This is a genomic window from Kitasatospora sp. NPDC001527, from assembly GCF_040298605.1.
Lineage (GTDB): Bacteria > Actinomycetota > Actinomycetes > Streptomycetales > Streptomycetaceae > Kitasatospora.
The window spans coordinates 226,032-246,012 of the sequence record NZ_JBEPAM010000005.1 but is presented as its reverse complement, the minus strand read 5'-3'; the positions used below and the strand labels follow the sequence as shown (position 1 = coordinate 246,012).

Sequence of the window (19,981 nt, the reverse complement as noted above, 5' to 3'; positions counted from 1 at the left end):
ATGAACAGGCCTTACCGAGACACCCGGACGCATCCTGGACTCCCTGACCTCGAGAAACGGTGAGAGCTGCGCACCGGTGAGCACCACGCACGCGCCTACCGGCGAGGGGAGCGTAGTAGAAAGTAAAGTTTCCTGACAATAGTGGCTTCACGCCGAACTCCCGTCCGATTCCGCCTTCCCCCTCCGGGCGCCCCTCCTCGCCGAAATTTACCCCCGGGGGTATGGTGGATGGCGGACGGATACCCCGCCGGGTATTTCGGAAGCGGATGCAGGAGCGATCCACGTGTTCTTCGCCCAGTACTACCTCGACTGCCTCTCCCAGGCCTCCTACCTGGTCGCCGACGAGACCACCGGCCGCGCGGTGGTGATCGACCCGCGCCGGGACATCGACGAGTACGTCACCGACGCCGAGGCGCACGGCTTCACCGTCGAGGCGGTCATCAACACCCACTTCCACGCCGACTTCCTGGCCGGCCACCTGGAGCTGGCGGCCCGCACCGGCGCGTGGATCGGCTACGGGCGCCGCGCGGTGACCGAGTACCCGATCCGGGAGCTCGCCGACGGGGAGCGGATCACCCTGGGCGAGGTCACGCTGGAGATCATGGAGACCCCCGGGCACACCCCCGAGTCGATCAGCGTCCTGGTGTTCGAGCGGGCCGGGGACGCCGTTCCCTACGGCGTGCTGACCGGCGACGCGCTGTTCGTCGGCGACGTCGGCCGCCCCGACCTGCTGGCCTCGGCGGGCACCACCGCCGAGGAGCTCGGCCGGATGCTCCACCACAGCGTCCAGCACAAGCTGATGGCGCTGCCCGACGAGGTCCGGGTCTTCCCCGCCCACGGCGCCGGCTCGTCCTGTGGCAAGAACCTGTCCACCGAGCGCCAGTCCACCATCGGCGAGCAGCGCGCCACCAACTACGCCTGCGCGCCGATGAGCGAGGAGGACTTCGTCGCGATCGTCACGGCCGGCCAGTCCGCCGCCCCCGGCTACTTCGGCCACGACGCCGCCCTCAACCGCCAGGACCGGGGCCTGTTCGACCCCGCGCTCGCCCACCACCCGCTGACCGCAGCGGAGTTCGCGGCCCACCGGCGCGACGGGGCGGTGGTGGTGGACGCCCGCAGCCCGGAGGAGTTCGCCGCGGGGCACCTGCCCGGCGCCGTCAACGTGCCCGCCGACGGCCGCTTCGCCGAACAGGCCGGCGCCGTGCTGGAGCCGGACTCCGCGCTGCTCGTCGTCGCGCCGGACGGCCGCGCGGGCGAGATCGTCACCCGCCTCGCCCGCATCGGCTTCGACCGCACCGTCGGTCACCTGGCCGAGCCGGTGACGAGCCCGACCGCGCTCGCCGGGCCGCTCACCCCGGCCGCGCGCCTCACCGTCGACGAGCTGCGCTCCGCCCTCGCCGCCGAGCGCCCCCCGCTGGTGCTCGACGTCCGCACCTGCGGCGAGCGCGCGGAGGGCTCCGTCGAGGGCTCCCTGCACATCCCCCTCAACGAGCTCCCCGGACGCCTCGCGGAGCTCCCGCAGGACCAACCGCTGGTCGTCCACTGCGCCGGCGGCCACCGCTCCTCGATCGCCGCCAGCCTGCTGCGCCACCACGGCCGCGAGCAGGTCGCCGACCTGCTCGGCGGCTACGCCGCCTGGGCCGACGCGCACCGGCCCGCGGCCGTCTGAGCCGGGCCGGGCGGCGCCGGCGCGAGAAGCTGACCCTCACCGGGAAGGCGGCCCCCGCCGCCGCCCGATCCGCGAACCCCCACCACGAACGGAGCACCCCATGGACTACGGCATCCCCGTCACCGTCGACCTGCCCTTCGCCGAGACCGTCGAACGGGTCCGCGCCGCGCTCGCCGAGCAGGGTTTCGGCATCCTCACCGAGATCGACGTCCGCGCCACTCTGCGGGCCAAGATCGGCGAGGAGATCGAGGACTACCTGATCCTCGGCGCCTGCAACCCGCCGCTGGCCCACCGCGCCCTCCAGGCCGACCGGCACATCGGGCTGCTGCTGCCGTGCAACGTCGTGGTCCGCGCGGACGGCGCGGGCACGGTCGTCGAGGCGATGGACCCGCAGCTGATGGTCGGGGTCACCGGGCAGCCCGCGCTGCAGGCCGTCGCCGACGAGGCCGCCGCCCGGCTGCGCGCCGCGCTGGCCGCGCTGAGCGGTCCCGCCGCCTGACCGGCCGCCCGACCCGCGGGGCCCGCCGGAGCGGGCCCCTTCCTCTTGACCTCCCATATACCCCCACCCGTATTTTCGGGCGTCCTCGGGCGCCCCCAGGAACGGAGCACCCCCGTGATGCACCCGGACACCGCCCTCGGCCGGCCGGCCACCGCCCCACCTCCCGAGCCGGCCCCGCCCCCGGGCCTGCTCGGCCGGCTCGGCACCTGGTCGGTCCGCCACTTCAAGGCCGTGCTGGCCGGCTGGCTGCTGGTCGTCGTCGCCCTGGGCGCGTTCGCGCCGCAGGTGACCACCGCGCTCTCCGGGGCCGGCTGGCAGGCCGACGGATCCGAGTCGGTCACGGTCCGCCAGCTCGCCGAGGAGCACTTCGCGGGCAACGCCTCCAGCGCGCTGCAGATCGTGGTCGCCGCCGACCGGCCGGTCAGCGAGCCGGACGTCCAGCAGGTGATCACCCGGGCGGGAGAGCTCGCCGCGGCCGACCCCCGGATCTCCACCGTGGTGGCGCCCCAGCCGGGCGCGACCCTCTCCCCGGACGGCCGGACCGCCGTCCTGCTCGCCGGCGCCGACGCCTCCCCCGACGACATGGTCCGCGCGGCCGACGACCTCAAGGGCCCGCTGAACGCCCTCTCCGGCAACGGCGTCGACGTCCACGCCACCGGCGCGTCGGTGCTGTGGAGCGACTTCAACAAGGCCAACCACGACGCCATGATGAAGTCCGAGTTCATGTCCTGGCCGGTCACCCTGGCGATCCTGGTGCTCGCCTTCGGCTCGCTGGTCGCCGCCGGACTGCCGCTGCTGCTCACCATGGCCGGACTCGCCGCCTCCGCCGGCTCGCTCGTGCTGATCAGCCACCTGTTCCCGGTCTCCGTGTGGGCGATGAACTTCGCCATGATGTTCGCCCTCGCCCTCGGCATCGACTACGCGCTCTTCCTGGTGGTGCGCTTCCGCAGCGCCCGGGCCGCCGCTTCCCGCCGCGGCCCCGCGCGGGACGACCGGGCCGCGAGCACCGCGGCGGTCGCCGAGACCATGGACACCGCCGGCAAGGCCGTCCTGCTGTCCGGCGCGACCGTCCTGGTCAGCCTCTCGGCCGTCATGCTGGTGCCGTCCCCCGCGTTCCGCTCGATGGCCGGCGGCATCATGCTCGCCGTCCTGTTCGTCCTCGCGGCCACCCTCACCCTGCTGCCCGCCGTGCTCGGCCGGCTCGGCCACCGGGTGGACGCCCTCGCCCTGCCGTGGGTGCGGACCGGCGAGCACCGCTCGCCGCGCTTCGCCGCCTGGGGCGAGCGGCTGTGGAAGCACCCGCTGCGCTACGGCGCCCTGGCGCTCGCCGCGCTGGTCGCGCTCGCCGCACCCGTCGTCGGACTGCGCACCGCCATGCCCTCCATCACCGTGCTGCCCGGCGACGCCAGCGCCCGGGCCGGCTACACCGCCGTCCAGCAGGCCTTCGGCCCCGGAGCGCCCGGCACCCTGCAGATCCTCACCCCGGCCCAGGGAGCCGGGGACGTCGCCGCCGCCGTCGCCGGCACGCCCGGGATCGCCGGCGTGATGCCCGCGCAGCCGGCCGCCGACGGCTCCGCCTGGTCGATGGTCCAGGCCGTCCCCACCGTGGACCCGTCCAGCCCCGACCTGGCGCACACCGTCGACGTGCTGCGCGCCGAGCTGCCCCCGGACACCCTGGTCGGCGGCGCCGCGGTGGAGAACCTGGACCTCCAGCACCTGCTCGGCGAGAAGACCCCGCTGGTCATCGGCGTGGTGATGGCCCTGGGCTTCCTGCTCCTGCTGCTCGCCCTGCGGGCCCCGCTGATCGCCGCGCTCGGCACGGCCGCCAGCCTGCTGTCCACCGGCGCGGCCTTCGGCGTCGCCCGGCTGGTCTTCCAGGACGGGCACGGAGCAGGACTGCTCGGCTTCACCCCACAGGGCTTCCTGGACGGCTGGGCGCCGGTGTTCTTCTTCGCGATGATCTTCGCCATCGCGATGGACTACACGGTCTTCCTGCTCGCCTCCGCCAAGGAGCACTACGAGCGCACCGGCGACCCGCGCGAGGCCATGGTCGGCGCCCTGGCCCACTCCGGCCGGGTGATCTTCGCGGCGGCGGGCGTGATGGTCGCGGTGTTCTTCACCTTCGCCCTGTCCGGGCCGCTGCCGCCCAAGGAGATGGGCATCGTCCTCGGCGTCGCCGTCCTGCTGGACGCCGCCCTGGTCCGCCTGGTGCTCCTGCCGGTCCTGCTCCGCCTCACCGGGGCCGCCGCCTGGCGCACCCCGGCCTGGCTCGACCGCGTGCTGCCGAGGATCTCCTTCTCGCACGACTGAGCCGCCCGGCCCCCGGTGGCCCGGTCCGCCCCGCGGCGGTCCGGGCCACCGGCGTGCGGAGGCCGATCGGTGCGCGGGGGGCGAATCGGTGTGCGCGGTGTGCGGACACGGATCGGGCCGTGCCGGGGATTCCCGGCACGGCCCGATGGTGTTCCCCGGCGCGCTCAGCGGCGGCCGAAGATCCTCGCGAGGAAGCCCCCGCCCTTCCGCGCCTCGCGGTCGCAGCCGCAGCGGTCGGCCCTGGGGACACCGGCCAGCACCTGGTCGACGTGCATGCCGCACCCCGCGTAGCCGGCCTTGCCGCAGGTGCGGCAGGTGATACGTCGACACATCTCGGGACTCCTCACATCGGGGAAGGGCGGGTGTTCACCCGTTCTTCCACTATACCGGTGGGGGTATTTTTCCGACCGAAACGACCTGCCACGAGGGGCCGGGGGACCGGAGGCCGGCGGCGTCCGGGCCGAAACGATTTCGGTTCGATCACGGCGTGTCCCATTGGTCGGGCCTTGGGCGGGAGTGCGGTGATTGATCTTGTTGGCGGCTCGACCGGCGCACTCCCATAATTCCAGCCAGACGCGCGACGGGCGGCCGCGAGAGCCGCCGTGGGTGCCCATGAGAGGCCCGCGCGCGCGACCCTTCCTGATCTTCCCTGGGGGAATCCTTTTGTCCGCGCACGATCACGTGCCGCCCACCGCCGCTCCCGTGCCCGCCACCGGACGGAAACTGCCGCGCGCCGCCGCCGTGGCACTGGCCGTCACCGGCCTGCTCGCCGTCACGGCGGCCAGTGCCACGGTGACGGTGGCCGTCGGCAGGCCCGAGAGCCGACCCACCGTCACCGCGGCTGCGGCCGCGCCGACTTCCGCGAGCCCGACCGCCTCGCCCTCCGCGACCGCCTCGGTCTCCGCTTCGGCGACCACCGCACCGCCCACGCCCGTACCCGTTCCGACGAGCACCGTGAAGGGCACCGTCAAGGACGGCCGGCACGACGGCGACCTGCGGTACTTCCTGCTCCCCCTCCCCGAGGGCGGCGAACCCTACGGCCCGGCCGACGGCATACCGCTCTCCGACGAGCAACTCATCGAGGAGTTCGACGACGGGGCGGACATCATGCGTGCCCTCCGCTCGATCGGCTACAGGGACGCCGTCACCCGGACGTACCGCACGGCGGACGGCAAGGCCGAGGTCACCGTCACCCTGTTGCGCTTCGGGAGCCCCGCGCAGGCGGATTTCTTCGCCAAGAACGACGTCCGCGACCTCCCCGCCATCGAGATCGCCGGCGACCCCGCCGCCCACGGGTACATCAGCAAGCCCGAGCAAGCGGCCTACACCGGCTCGATGAGCGGCATCTCCAGCCAGGGCGACGTGCAGTACACGGTCGACGTCGAGGTGAAGGGCGCCCCGGACAAGGCACTGCTCAGCGAGCTGATGAAGCGCCAGCGCGACTGGCTGATCTCCGGCCGCTGAACCCTCCGGCCCCTTCCCCTTCCTCTGGAGTCCTCGCGTGACCACCGACCCCGTGGCGCCGTCGCCCGTCGACGCGCCGCCGCCCCCGCCCGCCGCACCGCCCGCCGCCGGGTCCGCCACCGAGCCGGACGCCGCTCCGGCACCCGCCCGGCGCCCGCGCCGCCCGCGTCCGGTCCTGCTGCTGGTCTCCGGGCTGGTGCTCGGGACCGCGGCCGGCGGCGGCATCGGCTACGCCGTCCAGGCGGGCCGGCCACCGACGCCGCTGCCGCCCCTCCAGGTGGCACTGCCGACGTACCCGGCCGAGGTACTGAACCCGGCGGTCGCCGCCGCGGCCGCGCCCTCGCCGCTCGCCATCGACGGCGACCTGCGGAAGCTGCTGATCACCGCGCCGAGCGGCAGCAAGGCGTGGGACGACAGCCCGGACAAGCCGAGCTGGATCACGGTCGGTGAGCTCGCCGAGCAGCGTGGGGACAGCGGAAACGCTTTCAAGAACCTCAACACCAGCGGCTTCCGGCGGGCCGTCGAGGTCGGCTGGGAACAGGGCGGGCTGAAGGTCCGAGTCACGCTGCTCCAATACACGGCCGACGACGTCGCCCATGCCGAGCCCGGCGGGCGGAACGGGTCCGAGCTGAAGCCGTTCGCCGACGAGGCCAACGGCGGCTACCAGGTCGAGGACAGGCCCTCGTTCTGGGCCGAGACCACCGAGAAGTACTACCTCGGCACCGCGGCCGCGCAGCGCGGCACCGTGAAGATGAATATCGAGGTGTTCGGGACACAGCCGGTGGACGCCGAGGTTGTGAAGAATCTCGCCAAGCAACAGTGGGAGCGGCTGGTATGACCGACAGCAGCGTGACCGACTCCACGGCCCCGGAGCCGCAGGCCGTACCCGCCGACACCGGTACCGCAGACAGCGGTGTCGCGGCGCCGGACGCCGCCGCGCCGACGGGCTCCGCCACGTCCCGCCGCGTCCTGCGCGCCGGCGGCGCGATCGTCGCGGCCGCCCTGACCGGCGTGGTGATCGGCGTCGGGATCATCGAGGTGCGGTACGACGATCCGGCGCCCGCCGCGGCCGCCATCGCCGCGGCCGCCCCGACGGCGACCGCGACACCGTTCGGCGCGAAGGCCAACGGCAACCACTTCGGGTCGCTCCGCGACCTGCTCCTGCCGGTCCCCGGTGGCTTCCTCCTCGGGCCGGACGACGGCGCCGACGGCAACGACACCGAGCTGACGGCCGATCAGCTGGCCACCGTGTTCGACGAGGACCTCGGGCCGGTTCCCAAGGAGCAACAGGACAAGCTCCGCCAGTACTGGAAGGACCTGCACGTCAAGGCCGCCGGAGTGCGGACCTACAAGGCCCGCCTCGGTGAACTCGTCATCGGGATCAAACTGCGCCAGTTCAACCAGCAGGAGGTGCAGCGGATGAACGAGTACACCGCCATCTTCACCGGCGACACCGGGCTGTTCCGCCGCGGCCCGGTGGTACCCGGCCATCCGGAGGCACACTGCTACCTGATGCCCGCGCCGCCTGCCGCGCCGATCGACCGTATGGAGTGCTCGGCCGCCGAGGGGGACCTCCTGGTGGTGCTGGACGCCGAAGGTGTGGCACCCCTGCCCAAGGACAAGATCGTCGCCCTCCTGACCCAGCAGCTCGACCGCCTCGCCCGCCCGGGAGCCTCCGTATGACCGACAGCAGCGACACCCCCGCCGTGCCGGACGTTCCGGGGCGGGAAGTCCCCGGGACGGAACTCCCGAAGGCGCACGTTCCTGGCGCGGACCTCCCGGTCGCGGCGCCCGCGGCCGGAGCGCCGGCCGACGAGGAGCGGGCCGCCGGCCGGAGCCGCCGCCGCAGGGCCGCGGTGCGCTGGAGCGCCGCCGCCGTGGTGTGCGCGCTGGCCGGGACGGGGAGTGCGATCGCCGTGACTGCGCCCGAGCGCACCGATCTCCCGGGGCTGGCGACCAAGAGCGACGGACGCTACACCTTCCCCGCTCTGGTGCTGCCGCCGCTGCCCTCCGGCAAGGCCGCCCCGAAGGACAACAAGAACCGGCACGCCGCGGACCTGCGGCAGCTGCTGCTCCCCGTTCCCAAGGAGGTCGACGGGCAGCTCGTTCCGGCACCATCCGTGACCGGCGGCGGACCCACGGGTGCGTCCGCGTCGGCCACGCCCTCGGAGTCCCCCGCGACGACGTCCCCCAGCGCTTCGCCGACGGCCCGCCCTGCTGGCCTGGTCGACTGCAACTCCCTCGCCGACGAGCAACAGGACCCGGCCGCGGTCCGCGCCCTGCTGCTGCAGTACGCCTGCCGGGCCGCCGCCGTCCGCGAGTGGACCACCTTCGACGGCACCCGTACGCAGATCCGGCTGCTCTCGTTCGGCTCCTCCGGCGAGGCGTGGTCCGCCTTCGCCGGACTGCGGGACGGCAAGGGTCCGAAGACCGGCGCCACGATCGGGAGCGCCACGCCCCAGGACTGGGACGAAGTCTACGGAGTCACCGTCAAGACCCAGGTCTCCGGACCCGGTGACGCGCCGACCGCCCGGCTGGCGTACGTGGCGGCGGGCGACATCGTCGGCGTCGTCACCATGACCAACCCCGACGGCGTGCCCGCCGCCGCGTTCCGGCAGGTGGTGACCCTCCAGTCGGACCTGCTGGCCTGAGACGGCAACCGGCCGGATCCGGCCTTCCTCCCGTGGCTTCCGCGGCGGCCGGGGTCACCGCCGGGGCGGCGCGGCCCCGGCCGCCGAGAGGATCCGGCGCAGCACGCCGAGCAGGGCGGCGGCGTCGGCGGGCGGGTGCGGGGCGCGCCAGGCGAGGTGGCCGTCCGGGCGGACCAGGACGGCGCCGGTGGCGGGGACGCCGGACAGGCGCGCCCACCGGGGCGCGTCGACCGGCACGGGGCGCGGGATGACCGGCAGGCCGGCGGCCGCGGCGGCGTCGGGGGCGGGCGTCAGCAGGGTGAAGCCGGAGCCGACCAGGTCCAGGGTAGAGGCCGCGCCCGGACCCTCGGCCAGGCGCAGGTGCGGCAGGCGGCCGCCGGGCACGCCGTCCCCGAGGCCGCGGTCCGGGGCGAGCGGCGCGGGGTCGAGCGACGCGGGGGCGAGCGACGCGGGGGCGGTGCGCGGCGCCCGGCTGCGAGCGCTTCTTCGTCGACACCGGCCGGCGCACGCCGCAGCGCTACTGCACCCCGCGCTGCGCCACCCGGGTCCGGGTCGCGGTGCACCGGGCCCAGGCGCAGCGGGCCGATGACTGACGGCCCGGCGGCCGACGGGGCGCCGTCGCGCGCCCGCCGGTGCTCAGGCCAGCCCGGCGGCCTCGGCGAGCAGGCGGTAGGAGTCCAGCAGCTCCGCCCGGTCGTACGTACTGGTGGTCAGCAGGAACTCGTCGGCGCCGGTGCGCTCCATGAGCGCCGTGAGATCGGCGAGCGCGCGCTCGGGCGTGCCCGCGAGGTGGCCGGTGAGGGCCTGTTCGAAGGCGGTGCGCTCGCGCGGGGCCATCGACCGGGCCAGGATCTCCTCGGCGGGTTCGAGCGGGGAGAACTCCCCGTGGGTGCGGCTGTGGGCGCTCGACCAGGCCTCCGGGACGAGCAGCGCGCGGGCCCGCTCCTCGGTCGCGGCGACGGCCACCGTCCCGGAGACGACGACGTAGGGCCGCCCGGCCCGGGCGGAGGGGCGGAAGCGCTGCCGGTAGCGCTCGATCGCCGCCAGCATCGCCTCCTCCCCGCGCACCGCCGCGATCACCAGCGGCAGCCCCGCCTCGGCGGCCACGTCCGCGCCCGCACCGGTGGCCAGCACGAACGCGGGGACATCCAGGCCCTCGGCGGGGCGGGCGTGCACGCCACCCGGGCCGCGCGCGCCGGGGTCGAACCAGGAGAGCAGTTCGGCGAGCTGCTCGGGGAAGCGGTCCGCGGCGTCCTTCTCCCGGCCCAGGGCCCGGCGGACGCCGTCGGTGAAGCCCACCGACCGGCCCAGCCCCATGTCGATCCGGCCCGGGAAGAGCGCCGCGAGGACGCCGAACTGCTCGGCGACGACGAGCGGCTGGTGGTTGGGGAGCATCACGCCGCCGGTGCCGATCCGGATCCGGGACGTCGCGGCGGCGACGGCGGCGGCCAGCACCGTCGGCGCCGAACCGGCCACCCCCGGCACGCCGTGGTGCTCGGAGACCCAGAACCGGTGGTAGCCGAGCCGTTCGGCCTCCACCGCGAACGCGACGGTGTCGCGCAGCGCGCGGGCCGGCTCCTCCCCCCGGCGCGTCCGGGAACGGTCCAGTACGGAGAGGCGGAGGGCGGGCGCGGCGGTCACCCCGGTGCCAACGGCCGACCGCCGCGCCGTCATTCCCGGCGCGGCGGTCGGTGCGGCGGTCGGTGCGGCGAACACGGCCGCGCCGGCAGCGGGGCGGGCGGAAAACCGATTGCCGGGCGCCATCGGCCCGCGGTAAACCATGTGACATGCTACAAACCTCCCGCATCACGCTCCGCGCCCGTCACGACGGTGACGTCCCGGTGCTCCACGCCGAGCTCTACGACGACGTGGCCACCCGTTCACGGGGCGACTCCCGGCCCTGGCGGCCGATCCCGCCCGGCTCCCCGGAGTCCCCGTTCGTGGTGGGGGCGGGCGACGACACGGCCGCCTGCTTCTCCGTGGTGGAGCGGTCCTCGGGCGAGCTGGCCGGGGAGGCGCTGCTGTGGGGCGTCGACGCCCACCAGCGGCGGGCCCACCTCGGCCTGGCGCTGCGGCCCGCGTTCCGCGGCCGCGGCCTGTCCGGCGACATCGTGCGGCTGCTCTGCCGCTACGGGTTCACGGTGCGCGGGATGCAGCGGCTGCAGATCGAGACGCTGGCCGACAACCTGCCGATGATCAAGGCCGCCACGGGGGCGGGGTTCGTGCTCGAGGGCACGCTGCGTCAGGCCGCCTGGGCGTGCGGGGCCTTCGTGGACGAGGTCGTGCTCGGGCTGCTGGCCCCGGAGTGGACCGACGAGCCGGAGCCGCCGACCGCCGCCGACCGGGCCTGACGGCGCGTCCGGCACGATGCCGCCGCCCACCGGGAGGGCCCGGCGGGCGGCGGCCCCGGGAGGGGGAACGGCGGGCCGGGGTCAGCCGCGCGCCAGGACGAGGGACTGGACGGCGGGGAGCTTGCGCCAGTCGCTGGAGACGACGGTGGCGTGGGCGCGGGCGAGCTGCTCGGTGCGCGCGCGGGCCTGGTCGGCCGTGGGGTCGGTGTTGCTGATCGCGGGGGCGACGTTGTGGGCGTCGGTCATCGTCAGCAGGTAGTGGTTGCTGTCGTACCAGGCGGTGTCGATGCCGTTCAGGTAGGTGGCGGCGTCCCCGTCGAAGACCACGAACCACGGCCGGATCGAGGTCTCGCCGTACCGGGCGCGCGGGTCGCCGGCCGCCGCGCCGAGCGCGGTGGGGAACATCCGGGCCTCGCCGATCCGGCCGGCCGCCGCCAGGTCGCGCAGGTGGCGCCCGTACTCGACGTCGGTGTGCAGGGTGTCGAACGGGTTGTCCAGCTCGACGGTGCCGGGGATGACGTACACCAGGGCGCGGCCGGCGAGCGCCGACCTGGTCGGCCAGTTGCCGGCCCGGACGGCGTCGTCGAGGGTGGCGTAGGAGCCGCCGCCCGGCTTGGCGAGCAGGTCGGCCGGGCGCAGCGCGGCGGAGCCGAGGTGGGCGGCGATCAGCGCGTCGAGCTGGGCGGGCCCCATGCCGAGGTTCCCGGAGAAGCCCGGCTTGAGCTCCAGCTTGATCACCAGCGGCCCGGCGCCCGGGTGGGCACCGAGCCAGAGCCGCACGTCGTCCAGACAGGTCTCCAGGTTCTTGTTGCCGCCGCCCGAGTAGAGCTGGGCGGGCGTGGTGGCGCTGACGCAGTTGTTGGCGTTGCCCAGCGGGTTGGAGTGGCTGACCTTCCACTCCTTGGTGATGGCGTTCGGCCAGGCGTCCAGCTCGATCATGCCGGTGCCGGTGTCCAGGCCCTGGGCGAGGTAGCCGAAGGCGGCCGGGTCGTAGGTGTTGTGCAGGCCGACGGTGGTCGCGGAGGCGAACGGGAGCTCGCCCGGGGCGCCGGTGCCGGCGGCCTGCGCGGCGCCGCCGACGGGCAGGACGGCGGCGGCCGCGACGAGCAGGCCGGCGGTGAGGGTGCCGATGAGGGTACGGCGGACGGTCACGGTGTCAGTCCCCTTGTCAGTGCGCCGGCCGGCCGGCGCGCCTTCGGCGGTGGCTACCGCCGGTGCAGAGCATGACCCGGCCGGCCGTCAGCCCGGTGAAGAGGACATAACAACTTCGTGACCGTCGGCTTCCGGTCCGTCACCAGCCGGAACCGTTCGGGGCGACCGCCGGCCGTGCCGCCGTCAGAACACGGACCAGCCGGTGGCCGTGGTCAGGGCGTCCAGGGCCGCGACGCCGAGCACCGAGTTGCCCGCGGCGTCCAGGCCGGGGCTCCAGGTGCAGACCGCGCCCCGCCCGGGCAGCACCGCGAGGACGCCGCCGCCGACACCGCTCTTGCCGGGCAGGCCGACCCGGTAGGCGAACTCGCCCGCCGCGTCGTAGGTGCCGCAGGTGAGCAGCACGGCGTTGATCCGCTTGGCCTCACTGCGCGACAGCAGGCGCGAGCCGTCGGCGCGCACGCCGTGGCGGGCCAGGAAGAGACCGGCCAGCGCCAGGTCGCGGCAGTCGGCCTCGATCGCGCAGTGCGCGTAGTAGTGGGCGAGGACGTCCTCGACGGGGTTGCGCAGGTTGCCGTAACTGGCCATGAAGTGCGCCATGGCGGCGTTGCGGTGGCCGTGCTCGGCCTCGGAGGCGGCGACCGCGCGGTTGACGTCGACGGTCGGATCGCCGGACTCGGCGCGCAGCAGGTCCAGGACGGCACCGGCCGCGTCGCCGGTGAGCTCCAGCAGGCGGTCGGTCACCACCAGGGCGCCGGCGTTGATGAAGGGGTTGCGCGGGATGCCGTGCTCGGACTCCAGCTGGACCAGCGAGTTGAACGGGTTGCCGGAGGGCTCCCGGCCGACGCCGCCCCACAGGCCGTCACCGCCCTCGGCGAGCGCCAGGGCGAGGGTGAACAGCTTCGACACCGACTGGACGGAGAACGGCCGGCGCCAGTCCCCCGCCCCGGCCACCCGGCCGTCCACGGTCGCGATCGCCATGCCGAACGCCGCCGGGTCGGCCTCGGCGAGCGCCGGGATGTAGTCGGCGACCCGGCCGCGCAGCGGCGAGCGGACGGCGGCCGCCATGGCGTCGTGCACCAGGGCCTGGAGGTCCGCCCCGGTGTCGTGGGGGTCGTGCGGGCTGTTCGGGTCGTTCGCGTCGGTCACCGCGCCATTGTCGTCGCCGCCGGCCGGCGGGCCGCGGGCGGGGGCACGCCCGGGGTGTCGGGCACCGGCCCGGTCAGCGGCGGACCATGCGGACGCCCGAGACCTCCAGCAGGCCGTCCAGCTCGACCCGGCCGACCCGCTGCTCCGGGCTCACCACCAGGCCGTCGCGGCGCACCAGGTCGAGGATCCGCTCGGCGAGCGGCATGACCATGTGCCGCCCCCAGCAGCGTTCGTTGGCGTGCCCGAACGGCAGGTAGCCGGGGTGGGTGTCGGGGTCGAGGTCCTTCCAGCGCTCGGGACGGAAGGCGTCCGGGTCGTCCCACAGCCGGGGGTCGCGGTGGCTCAGCAGCGGAAGCATGAGGATGTCGTCGCGGCGGCCGATCCGGCCGTCGACGGCGCCGAACTCCGGGGAGGCGACCCGCAGGATGTTCCAGGACGGCGGCAGCAGCCGCAGGGCCTCCAGCAGCACGTCCCGGTTGGGCACGTCGTCGTCGAAGGGCGCCCCGAGCCAGACCGCGTTGGTCACCAGCGCGGCCACGGTGAAACAGATCGGCGCCGCCACCCGCCGGTAGAGGTACATCGCGTAGCGACGGTCGTCGTACGTCTCGGCGTCCAGCACGCGGGCCGCCAGATTCGACAGCGGAATTTCGGTGCCCGGTTTTCCGAGCATCGCCGTTCCGGCCGCAACCGCCATCCAGGTCAATTTCGGGGTGAGTTCCAGACGGCGGTCGACGAGGACCCGGAAGCGGAAACTCTCCCGGCCGAAGACCAGGTCCCGGAGATACACGTGCGGGGTGTGCGGCCATTTCCCGGACAGGTCCGTCCGGTCGCCCAGCGGCTTCTTCAGCGCCGTCCGGACGTCGGCGGAGACGGCCTGCATGAGCGCGGAGGCGTCGGCCCGGGTGACGAGCCGCCCCTGGACGGGCTTGAAGGTCGGGCGCTCCTCGGCGTTGGCCGGCCTGCTGCGCAGCAGCCCGTCCATCAGGTCGGGGCCGGCCACCCCGACGGTGTCCGCCTCCAGGCGGAACAGGTCCTGACCTCGGTACCTGCGCAGGAGTTCGTCGATCCGCGGCGCGAAGAGGGTGACGCGGGCGGTGCGCCCGGTGCTGGACATGGCCATCCGTGACTCCAAGGGTGAGCGGCTGTGGCGGCCGGCTCGCGGTGAGCGGCCCCGTGCCCGGCGAGTGCGGGTGGCACTCGCCGGGCACGTGTCCGACAGCGGAAGGACCGCCGGGACCTAGATCCAGCCGTACCAGGCGTAGGCCTTCAGGCTCTTCTCCGGCATGACCTTCTTCACGAAGTGAACGAGCTTCATGACAGCACCTCCATCTCGACAGGGAACGATGACGAACAACTCTTCGACGGACGGTCCGCGGGGGCGAACTCCGGGTGGGCCCCGCAGAATTCGGATCTCCGCTTTCCGTCGCCGCAAAAAGTGAATCCCAGCGCGAAAACACGGTCAAGTGACGCAGCTCACCCGGACGAACCGCGCCGCCGCGGGTTTGGCGCCGCCGCCACCCGCCGCGCCGCGCTTGACGCGAGCGCGACAGCGCTGGTCAGGGCCGCGACGCGCCGGGGACCGCCAGGTGAACGGGACGTTCCGCACAGGGGTGGAGCGGAGGCCGCAGAGCCCCGACGGAACGTTCGGTCTGCCCTTTGGGGCAGAGCGGCTGCCCCTTCCGTTTCGCTCCCCGACCGGTGGGCCTTTGACGGATCGTTACCGCGACTTCGCACCCGGGCGCCCGGGCGCGGTGGCGACGCCGCTACCCTGTGCTCCGCAGCGGAACGGCCGCCCGGCCGCCCCGCTCTTGTTGGGGGCGATTGTGGTCGAACGTCTGGTGCTGGATCTCCACGCCGACGGCCGGATGTCCGTGACGGAGTGGCCGCCGGGAGCAGGGGTCCCGGCGGTCGCCGTCGACGCCGGATGGCTGCGCAGGCCCTTGGACGACACGGCCCTGGAGAACCTGCGCTGGTACCTGGAGGAGTACCTCCGGACCCCGTTCGGGGCGTACGGCGAGCGGGGCCCGCACATCGCCCGTCAGCTCCCGGACTGGGGGGCGCGGATGTTCACCGCGCTGTTCGGCGACGGCCCCGGCCGCGACGCCTACCTGCGGGCACGGACCCGCGGCGGCGGCCTGGAGATCGTGCTGCGCTCGGACTCCGCGCCGCTGCTCGGCCTGCCGTGGGAGCTGATGACGGAGCCGGGGCGCCCGTGGCCGCTGGTCCTGGACGACGTGCTGGTGACCCGGTGCCCGTCGGCCGCCGACCCCCTCGGCACGGTCACCGAGGCGGACGGGTCCCGGCTGCGGGTGCTCCTGGTGCTCACCCGGCCGGACGGCGCGCCCGCCACCGCTCCGCGGACCGGCGCCCTCCCCCTGCTGCGACGGCTCGGGCCGGGGACCGGCGCGGTCGACCTGCGGGTGCTGCGCCCGCCGACCCTCGCCGGGCTCGGCGAGGCGCTGCGCGAGGCGCGCGAGGAGGGCCGGCCGTTCCAGGTCGTGCACGTCGACGGCGCCGGCGTGCTCCCCGAGGACGGGGCCGGTGGCACCGCCGGGGACACGCCCGACCGCGGGTGGTCCGGCCCGGACCGCCGGCCGCGGACCCTCCGGGAGCACGACCCCGAGGGCGTGCTGGTGTTCGAGCAGCCGGACGGCGGCGCGGAGCCGGTCCCGGTCCGGCGCGTCGCCCGGCTGCTGGCCGCGGCCGAGGTCCCGCTGGTGGTCCTGAGCGCCCGCCGGTCGGGGGACCCGGCCGGGCGACGCGAGGCCGCGGCGGCCGGCCGGCTGCTGCGGGAGGGCGCCGCCGCCGTGCTCGCGCTGCCGTACGGACTCGACGCGACGGCCGCCGCCGGGTTCCTCGCCACCGTCTACGAGCGGCTCCGCTGCGGCGACCCGCTCGCCCGGGCGGTGGCGGCCGGCCGCCGGCACCTGGCCGACCGGGACCGGCGCGTCTCCCCCAAGGGCCCGCTGCCGCTGGCCGACTGGACGGTCCCGGTGCTCCACCGCCGGAGCGAGCTGGTCCTCCCCGGGCTGCGGAGCGGGCAGGCCGGGTTGCCCGACACCGCCGCAGCCGCGCCCGGCGTCCCCGTCCCCGGGGCCGCGGCGGCGCGGGACGTCCGGGAGGATCCGGGGCACCCGGACTTCCCGGAGGGTCCGGACGCTCCGGATGACCTCGCCCCCGTCGGGGAGTTCGTCGGGCGGGACGGGCTGCTGCTCGCCCTCGACGCGGGCGCCCGGCACCACCGCGTGGTCGTCCTCCACGGCCCGGCGGGGACCGGCAAGACGGAGCTGGCGAAGGCCTTCGGCCGCTGGTGCCGGGACACCGGCGCCGTGGACGGACCGGACGCGGTGGTGCTGCACTCCTTCGCTCCGGGGGCCGCCTCGTTCGGCCTGGCCGGGGTGGTCGACCGGATCGGCCGCCGGCTGTTCGCCCCCGAGGAGTTCGACCCGCTCGCACCGGCCGACCGCCTGGAGGCCGTGGAGCAGACGCTCGCCACCAGGGACGTGCTGCTGATCTGGGACGGCGTCGAGTCGCTGCGCCCGGCGCCCGGCCCGGCCGGGGCCGCCCCGGCCGCGGGCGAGCGGGAACGCGCCGAACTGAGGGCGTTCCTCGACCGCGTGGCCCGGCGCGGTCGCGGCGCGGTCGTCCTCACCAGCCGGACCTCCGAGGACTGGCTGGGCCCGGAGCCGCTGCGGATCCCGGTGCCGGGCCTGGACCCGGACGAGGCCGTCGAGTACGCCGACCACCTGCTCGCCCCGGACCCCGACACCGTCCGCAAGCGCGGGCTGCGGGTGTTCGGCCAGCTGCTGGAGTGGCTCGGCGGGCACCCGCTGCGCATGCGGCTCGTGCTGTCCTCCCTCGACGGGCACGAACCGTGGCACGCCCTGGACACCCTGGTGCGGAGCGGGGCCGCCGCGCCCGGCGCCCCTGCGGGCGAGGAGCAGGAGGAGGCCGGGTTCGCGGCGCTCGCGGTGACCACCGCCTTCGCGCTGGACCGGCTCACCACCGCCGACCTGCGGGCGCTGACGGCCGTCACCCTCCTGGACGGGACCGTCGACGCCACGGTGCTCGCCCTGCTGTCCCGCCAGCCGGAGGTGCCCGCGCGCTTCCGGGACCGCGGCACCGAGGACTGGCAGCGGCTGCTGGAGCGGGCGGCGGGCCTCGGCCTGCTCACCGCCGTGCAGGGCGGTGCCTTCCTGGTCCCCCCGGCGATCGCGGCCGTCCTGACCGCCCGGTGGCGCGCCGAGGAGCCCGGGTTCGCCGAGGAGCACGCGGCCGCGGCGCAGGCGCTGCTCGGCGCCCAGGTCAACTTCTGCCTGCTGCTCAGCCGTGAACTGAGCGGCGGCAGCGCCGAGTTCGCCATGACCGCGCTCCACCTCCAGCGGCGGACCATCGGCGTCCTGCTCGGCCGGGCCGTCGAGCAGGACGGGTGGCTGCAGGCGCTGGCGCTGGTCCGCCCGCTCCACGCCTACTGGAGCGCCCACGGGCTGGACGCCGAGGCGCGCGGCTGGACCGACCGGGTGCGGGCCGCCCTGGAGGCGCCCGACGGCGGCCCGCCCGGGGCCGACACCCCGGCCGGCGCGCTCTGGCTGTCCGTGGTCGGCGCCGAGGCCCGGCGCCTGGTGCGGGCGGGCCGCACGGAGGAGGCCGAGCGGTCCTTCCGGGAGATCCACCACGCCGTCGGCCGGCAGCTGCCGGACCCCGACCAGCTCGACGACCTCGCGGACGGCTACCAGCAGCTCGGCCGGATCGCGGTGGACCGGGACGAGTTCGCCGACGCCGAGCAGTGGTACCTGCACTCGCTCGCCGTCCTGGAGCGGATCGGCGACGCCGACGGCATCGCGCTCGGCCACCACCAGCTGGGGGTGATCGCCCATCGCCTCGGCCGGCCCGCCGACGCCGAGCAGCGGACCCGGGAGGCGCTGGAGGCCTTCGAGCGCCTGGGCGAGTCCCGGAGGGCGGCCGCCTGCCGGCACCAGCTCGGCATCCTGGCCCAGGAACAGGGCCGCTTCGAGGAGGCCTACGTGTGCTTCGGGCGTGCGCTGGCCTCCGTCGAGCAGCCGGCCGAACTGCCGTTCGCGACCGACCTCCACCACCGGCTCGCCGCCGTCGCCGCCGAACTGGGACGCCTCACCGCGGCCGAGAAGTGGTGCACGGAGGCGCTGGCCCTCGCCGAGGAGTCGGGCAGCCTGCCCGACACCGCCCGCGGCTACCACCAGCTCGGCGTCCTGGCGGCGGCGCAGGAGCGGTTCGACCAGGCGGAGTCCTGGCACCGCAAGGCGCTGGGAATCCGGCAGGACCTCGACGACCGGCACGGTACGGCCGCCAGCCAGCACCAGCTCGGCGTGGTCGCCGCCCGGCGCGGCGACCTGGCCGAGGCGGAGACCTGGCACGCGCGGGCCCTGGCGGTGCGGGAGGAGCTGGGCGACCAGGCGGGGGTCGCGGCCGGCCTCCACCAGCTCGGGCTGACCGCCCAGACGGACGGCCGGGCGGCGGAGGCCGAGGCCCGCTACCGCAAGGCGCTGGACGTCTCGCACCGGATCGGCGACGCCCCCGGGCTGGCCCGGACCTTCGGCCAGTTCGGGCTGTTCGCCGCGGAGCAGGGGCGCCCCCGTGAGGCGATGGAGTGGCTGGTCCGCAGCATCACCGCGTTCGAGGAGTTCCCGCATCCCCTGACCTGGCCGAGCGTGGTCAACCTCGGGCTCCTGGCGCGCGACCTCGGCCCGCGGGCCGTCGAGCGGGCCTGGCGCTCGGTCACCGGCCGGCGCCTGCCCGACGCCCTCCGGGACCACGTCGGCGGCTGACCGGCCGGGGCGCGGTCGGTCAGGGCTCACGGCTTGGGGCTCACGGCTTCGGGTTCACGGCTTCCGGGTCTACGGCCAGGCGCCCGGTTCCTCGCCGAGGAGCAGGCGGCGGACCCGGGCGGTGGTGGTCGCGTCGCGGGCCGTGACGAACGGCAGGGTGTTGCCTCCGGCGAGGCGGAACGGCGTGCCGGCGAGCGTGGCGTGGGCGCCGCCCGCCTCGGCGACCAGGAGCAGACCGGCCGCGTGGTCCCAGGCGTTCTCCCAGCCGAACACGGTCGCGTCGAGGGCACCGCGGGCGATCTCGACGTACTCCAGTCCGGCCGAGCCCGCGCACGGGCGGATGCGCACGCCCTGGGTGCGCATGCCCTCGGCGCGCAGGCGGAGCAGCGCGCGCCTGGTGGCGGGCGTGGCGTGGAAGGGGTACGAGGCGGCGATCTCCAGCGGCGCGCCGTCGGCCGGTGAGCCCGCCCTGAGCGGGACGCCGTCCAGCCGCGCGCCGCCGCCCCGCAGGGCCGTCGCCATCCGGTCACGGGCCGGGGCGTACGTCCAGGACGCCAGCAGCTCGCCGTGGTGGGCGAGGGCGACCAGCGTGCAGAACCCCTCGCCGCCGCGGACGAAGGTGCGGGTGCCGTCGATCGGGTCGACGATCCAGACCGGCCGGTCACCGGCGAGTTCCGTGTACAGGTCCGGGTCGGCGGCGACCGCCTCCTCCCCCACCACGACCGAGCCGGGGAGCAGCGCCGTCAGAGCGGCCGTCAGGTGCGCCTCGGCGCCCCGGTCGGCGACGGTGACCAGGTCGTGCGGACCGTTCTTCTCGGACACCTCGTCGGCGGTCAGCGCGCGGAAGCGCGGCATGATCTCGGCGGCCGCCGCCCGCCGGACCGCCTCCTCCACCGGGCCCAGGAACTCCGCGGCGAATCGTTCGTCGATCATCT

Annotated in this window: 17 protein-coding genes and 1 pseudogene; 10 read left to right on the top strand and 8 right to left on the bottom strand. The window is 75.4% G+C overall.

The features are described from left to right. Positions 1–283: 283 nt before the first annotated feature. The 3 genes from ABT238_RS07690 to ABT238_RS07680 all read left to right on the top strand — a co-directional run bounded on the left by ABT238_RS07690 (position 284) and on the right by ABT238_RS07680 (position 4,478). On the top strand, positions 284–1,669 hold the full coding sequence (locus ABT238_RS07690) for an MBL fold metallo-hydrolase (RefSeq protein WP_350756024.1): 1,386 nt from the start codon (positions 284–286) through the stop codon (positions 1,667–1,669). A 100-nt stretch (positions 1,670–1,769) separates the two neighbouring features. Beyond that, entirely contained in the window at positions 1,770–2,168 is a 399-nt protein-coding gene (locus tag ABT238_RS07685; RefSeq protein ID WP_350559775.1) for a DUF302 domain-containing protein, read from the top strand. Positions 2,169–2,285: 117 nt separating this feature from the next. After that, on the top strand, positions 2,286–4,478 hold the full coding sequence (locus tag ABT238_RS07680; RefSeq protein ID WP_350756078.1) for an MMPL family transporter: 2,193 nt from the start codon (positions 2,286–2,288) through the stop codon (positions 4,476–4,478). A gap of 164 nt (positions 4,479–4,642) precedes the next feature. Here the strand turns inward: ABT238_RS07680 and ABT238_RS07675 are convergent, their stop codons facing one another. Further along, positions 4,643–4,810 (bottom strand): DUF8730 family Cys-rich protein, encoded by a 168-nt coding sequence (locus tag ABT238_RS07675; protein WP_350559772.1) that lies wholly within the window; start codon positions 4,808–4,810, stop codon positions 4,643–4,645. A 331-nt stretch (positions 4,811–5,141) separates the two neighbouring features. Between ABT238_RS07675 and ABT238_RS07670 the strand changes: the two genes are divergently transcribed. The 4 genes from ABT238_RS07670 to ABT238_RS07655 are packed head-to-tail and all read left to right on the top strand — an operon-like array spanning position 5,142 to position 8,593. After that, positions 5,142–5,942 (top strand): hypothetical protein, encoded by an 801-nt coding sequence (locus tag ABT238_RS07670; protein WP_350559769.1) that lies wholly within the window; start codon positions 5,142–5,144, stop codon positions 5,940–5,942. 37 nt (positions 5,943–5,979) lie between these two features. Next, positions 5,980–6,780: a hypothetical protein gene (locus ABT238_RS07665; protein WP_350756022.1), complete on the top strand. Its 801-nt coding sequence runs from the start codon at positions 5,980–5,982 to the stop codon at positions 6,778–6,780. Continuing rightward, on the top strand, positions 6,777–7,625 hold the full coding sequence (locus tag ABT238_RS07660; protein WP_350559763.1) for a hypothetical protein: 849 nt from the start codon (positions 6,777–6,779) through the stop codon (positions 7,623–7,625). Before ABT238_RS07665 ends, ABT238_RS07660 begins: the two co-directional genes overlap by 4 nt. Beyond that, entirely contained in the window at positions 7,622–8,593 is a 972-nt protein-coding gene (locus ABT238_RS07655) for a hypothetical protein (protein WP_350559760.1), read from the top strand. Before ABT238_RS07660 ends, ABT238_RS07655 begins: the two co-directional genes overlap by 4 nt. 54 nt (positions 8,594–8,647) lie before the next feature. Here the strand turns inward: ABT238_RS07655 and ABT238_RS07650 are convergent, their stop codons facing one another. Further along, entirely contained in the window at positions 8,648–8,977 is a 330-nt protein-coding gene (locus ABT238_RS07650; protein WP_350756019.1) for an aromatic-ring hydroxylase C-terminal domain-containing protein, read from the bottom strand. A gap of 80 nt (positions 8,978–9,057) precedes the next feature. Between ABT238_RS07650 and ABT238_RS07645 the strand changes: the two are divergent. Continuing rightward, positions 9,058–9,186, top strand: a pseudogene (locus tag ABT238_RS07645) (CGNR zinc finger domain-containing protein); the annotation flags it as partial. Between the two features lie 43 nt (positions 9,187–9,229). Here ABT238_RS07645 and ABT238_RS07640 read toward each other — a convergent pair. Continuing rightward, positions 9,230–10,267, bottom strand: coding sequence for an LLM class flavin-dependent oxidoreductase (locus tag ABT238_RS07640; protein WP_502891407.1), 1,038 nt, complete (start codon positions 10,265–10,267; stop codon positions 9,230–9,232). Positions 10,268–10,380: 113 nt separating this feature from the next. On the opposite strand from ABT238_RS07640, the gene ABT238_RS07635 reads away from it, so the two are divergent. Next, positions 10,381–10,944, top strand: coding sequence for a GNAT family N-acetyltransferase (locus ABT238_RS07635; RefSeq protein WP_350559751.1), 564 nt, complete (start codon positions 10,381–10,383; stop codon positions 10,942–10,944). A gap of 81 nt (positions 10,945–11,025) precedes the next feature. Here the strand turns inward: ABT238_RS07635 and ABT238_RS07630 are convergent, their stop codons facing one another. The 4 genes from ABT238_RS07630 to ABT238_RS07615 form a co-directional block, all read right to left on the bottom strand. Next, complete coding sequence (locus ABT238_RS07630) at positions 11,026–12,096, bottom strand: phosphatidylinositol-specific phospholipase C domain-containing protein (RefSeq protein ID WP_350559748.1); 1,071 nt, start codon at positions 12,094–12,096, stop codon at positions 11,026–11,028. A 183-nt stretch (positions 12,097–12,279) separates the two neighbouring features. Next, complete coding sequence (locus ABT238_RS07625) at positions 12,280–13,176, bottom strand: glutaminase (protein WP_350560058.1); 897 nt, start codon at positions 13,174–13,176, stop codon at positions 12,280–12,282. Between the two features lie 139 nt (positions 13,177–13,315). After that, the gene (locus tag ABT238_RS07620; protein ID WP_350559745.1) at positions 13,316–14,362 is read right to left on the bottom strand and encodes a cytochrome P450; all 1,047 of its coding nucleotides are present in this window, start codon (positions 14,360–14,362) and stop codon (positions 13,316–13,318) included. Between the two features lie 117 nt (positions 14,363–14,479). Further along, positions 14,480–14,557 carry a tryptorubin family RiPP precursor gene (locus ABT238_RS07615; RefSeq protein WP_350540985.1) on the bottom strand — a complete coding sequence of 26 codons (78 nt, stop codon included), beginning with the start codon at positions 14,555–14,557 and terminating at the stop codon, positions 14,480–14,482. Positions 14,558–15,080: 523 nt separating this feature from the next. On the opposite strand from ABT238_RS07615, the gene ABT238_RS07610 reads away from it, so the two are divergent. Beyond that, entirely contained in the window at positions 15,081–19,046 is a 3,966-nt protein-coding gene (locus ABT238_RS07610; RefSeq protein WP_350756015.1) for a tetratricopeptide repeat protein, read from the top strand. 69 nt (positions 19,047–19,115) lie between these two features. On the opposite strand, the gene ABT238_RS07605 is transcribed toward ABT238_RS07610, so the two are convergent. Next, on the bottom strand, positions 19,116–19,979 hold the full coding sequence (locus ABT238_RS07605; protein WP_350756013.1) for an inositol monophosphatase family protein: 864 nt from the start codon (positions 19,977–19,979) through the stop codon (positions 19,116–19,118). Positions 19,980–19,981 lie beyond the last annotated feature (2 nt).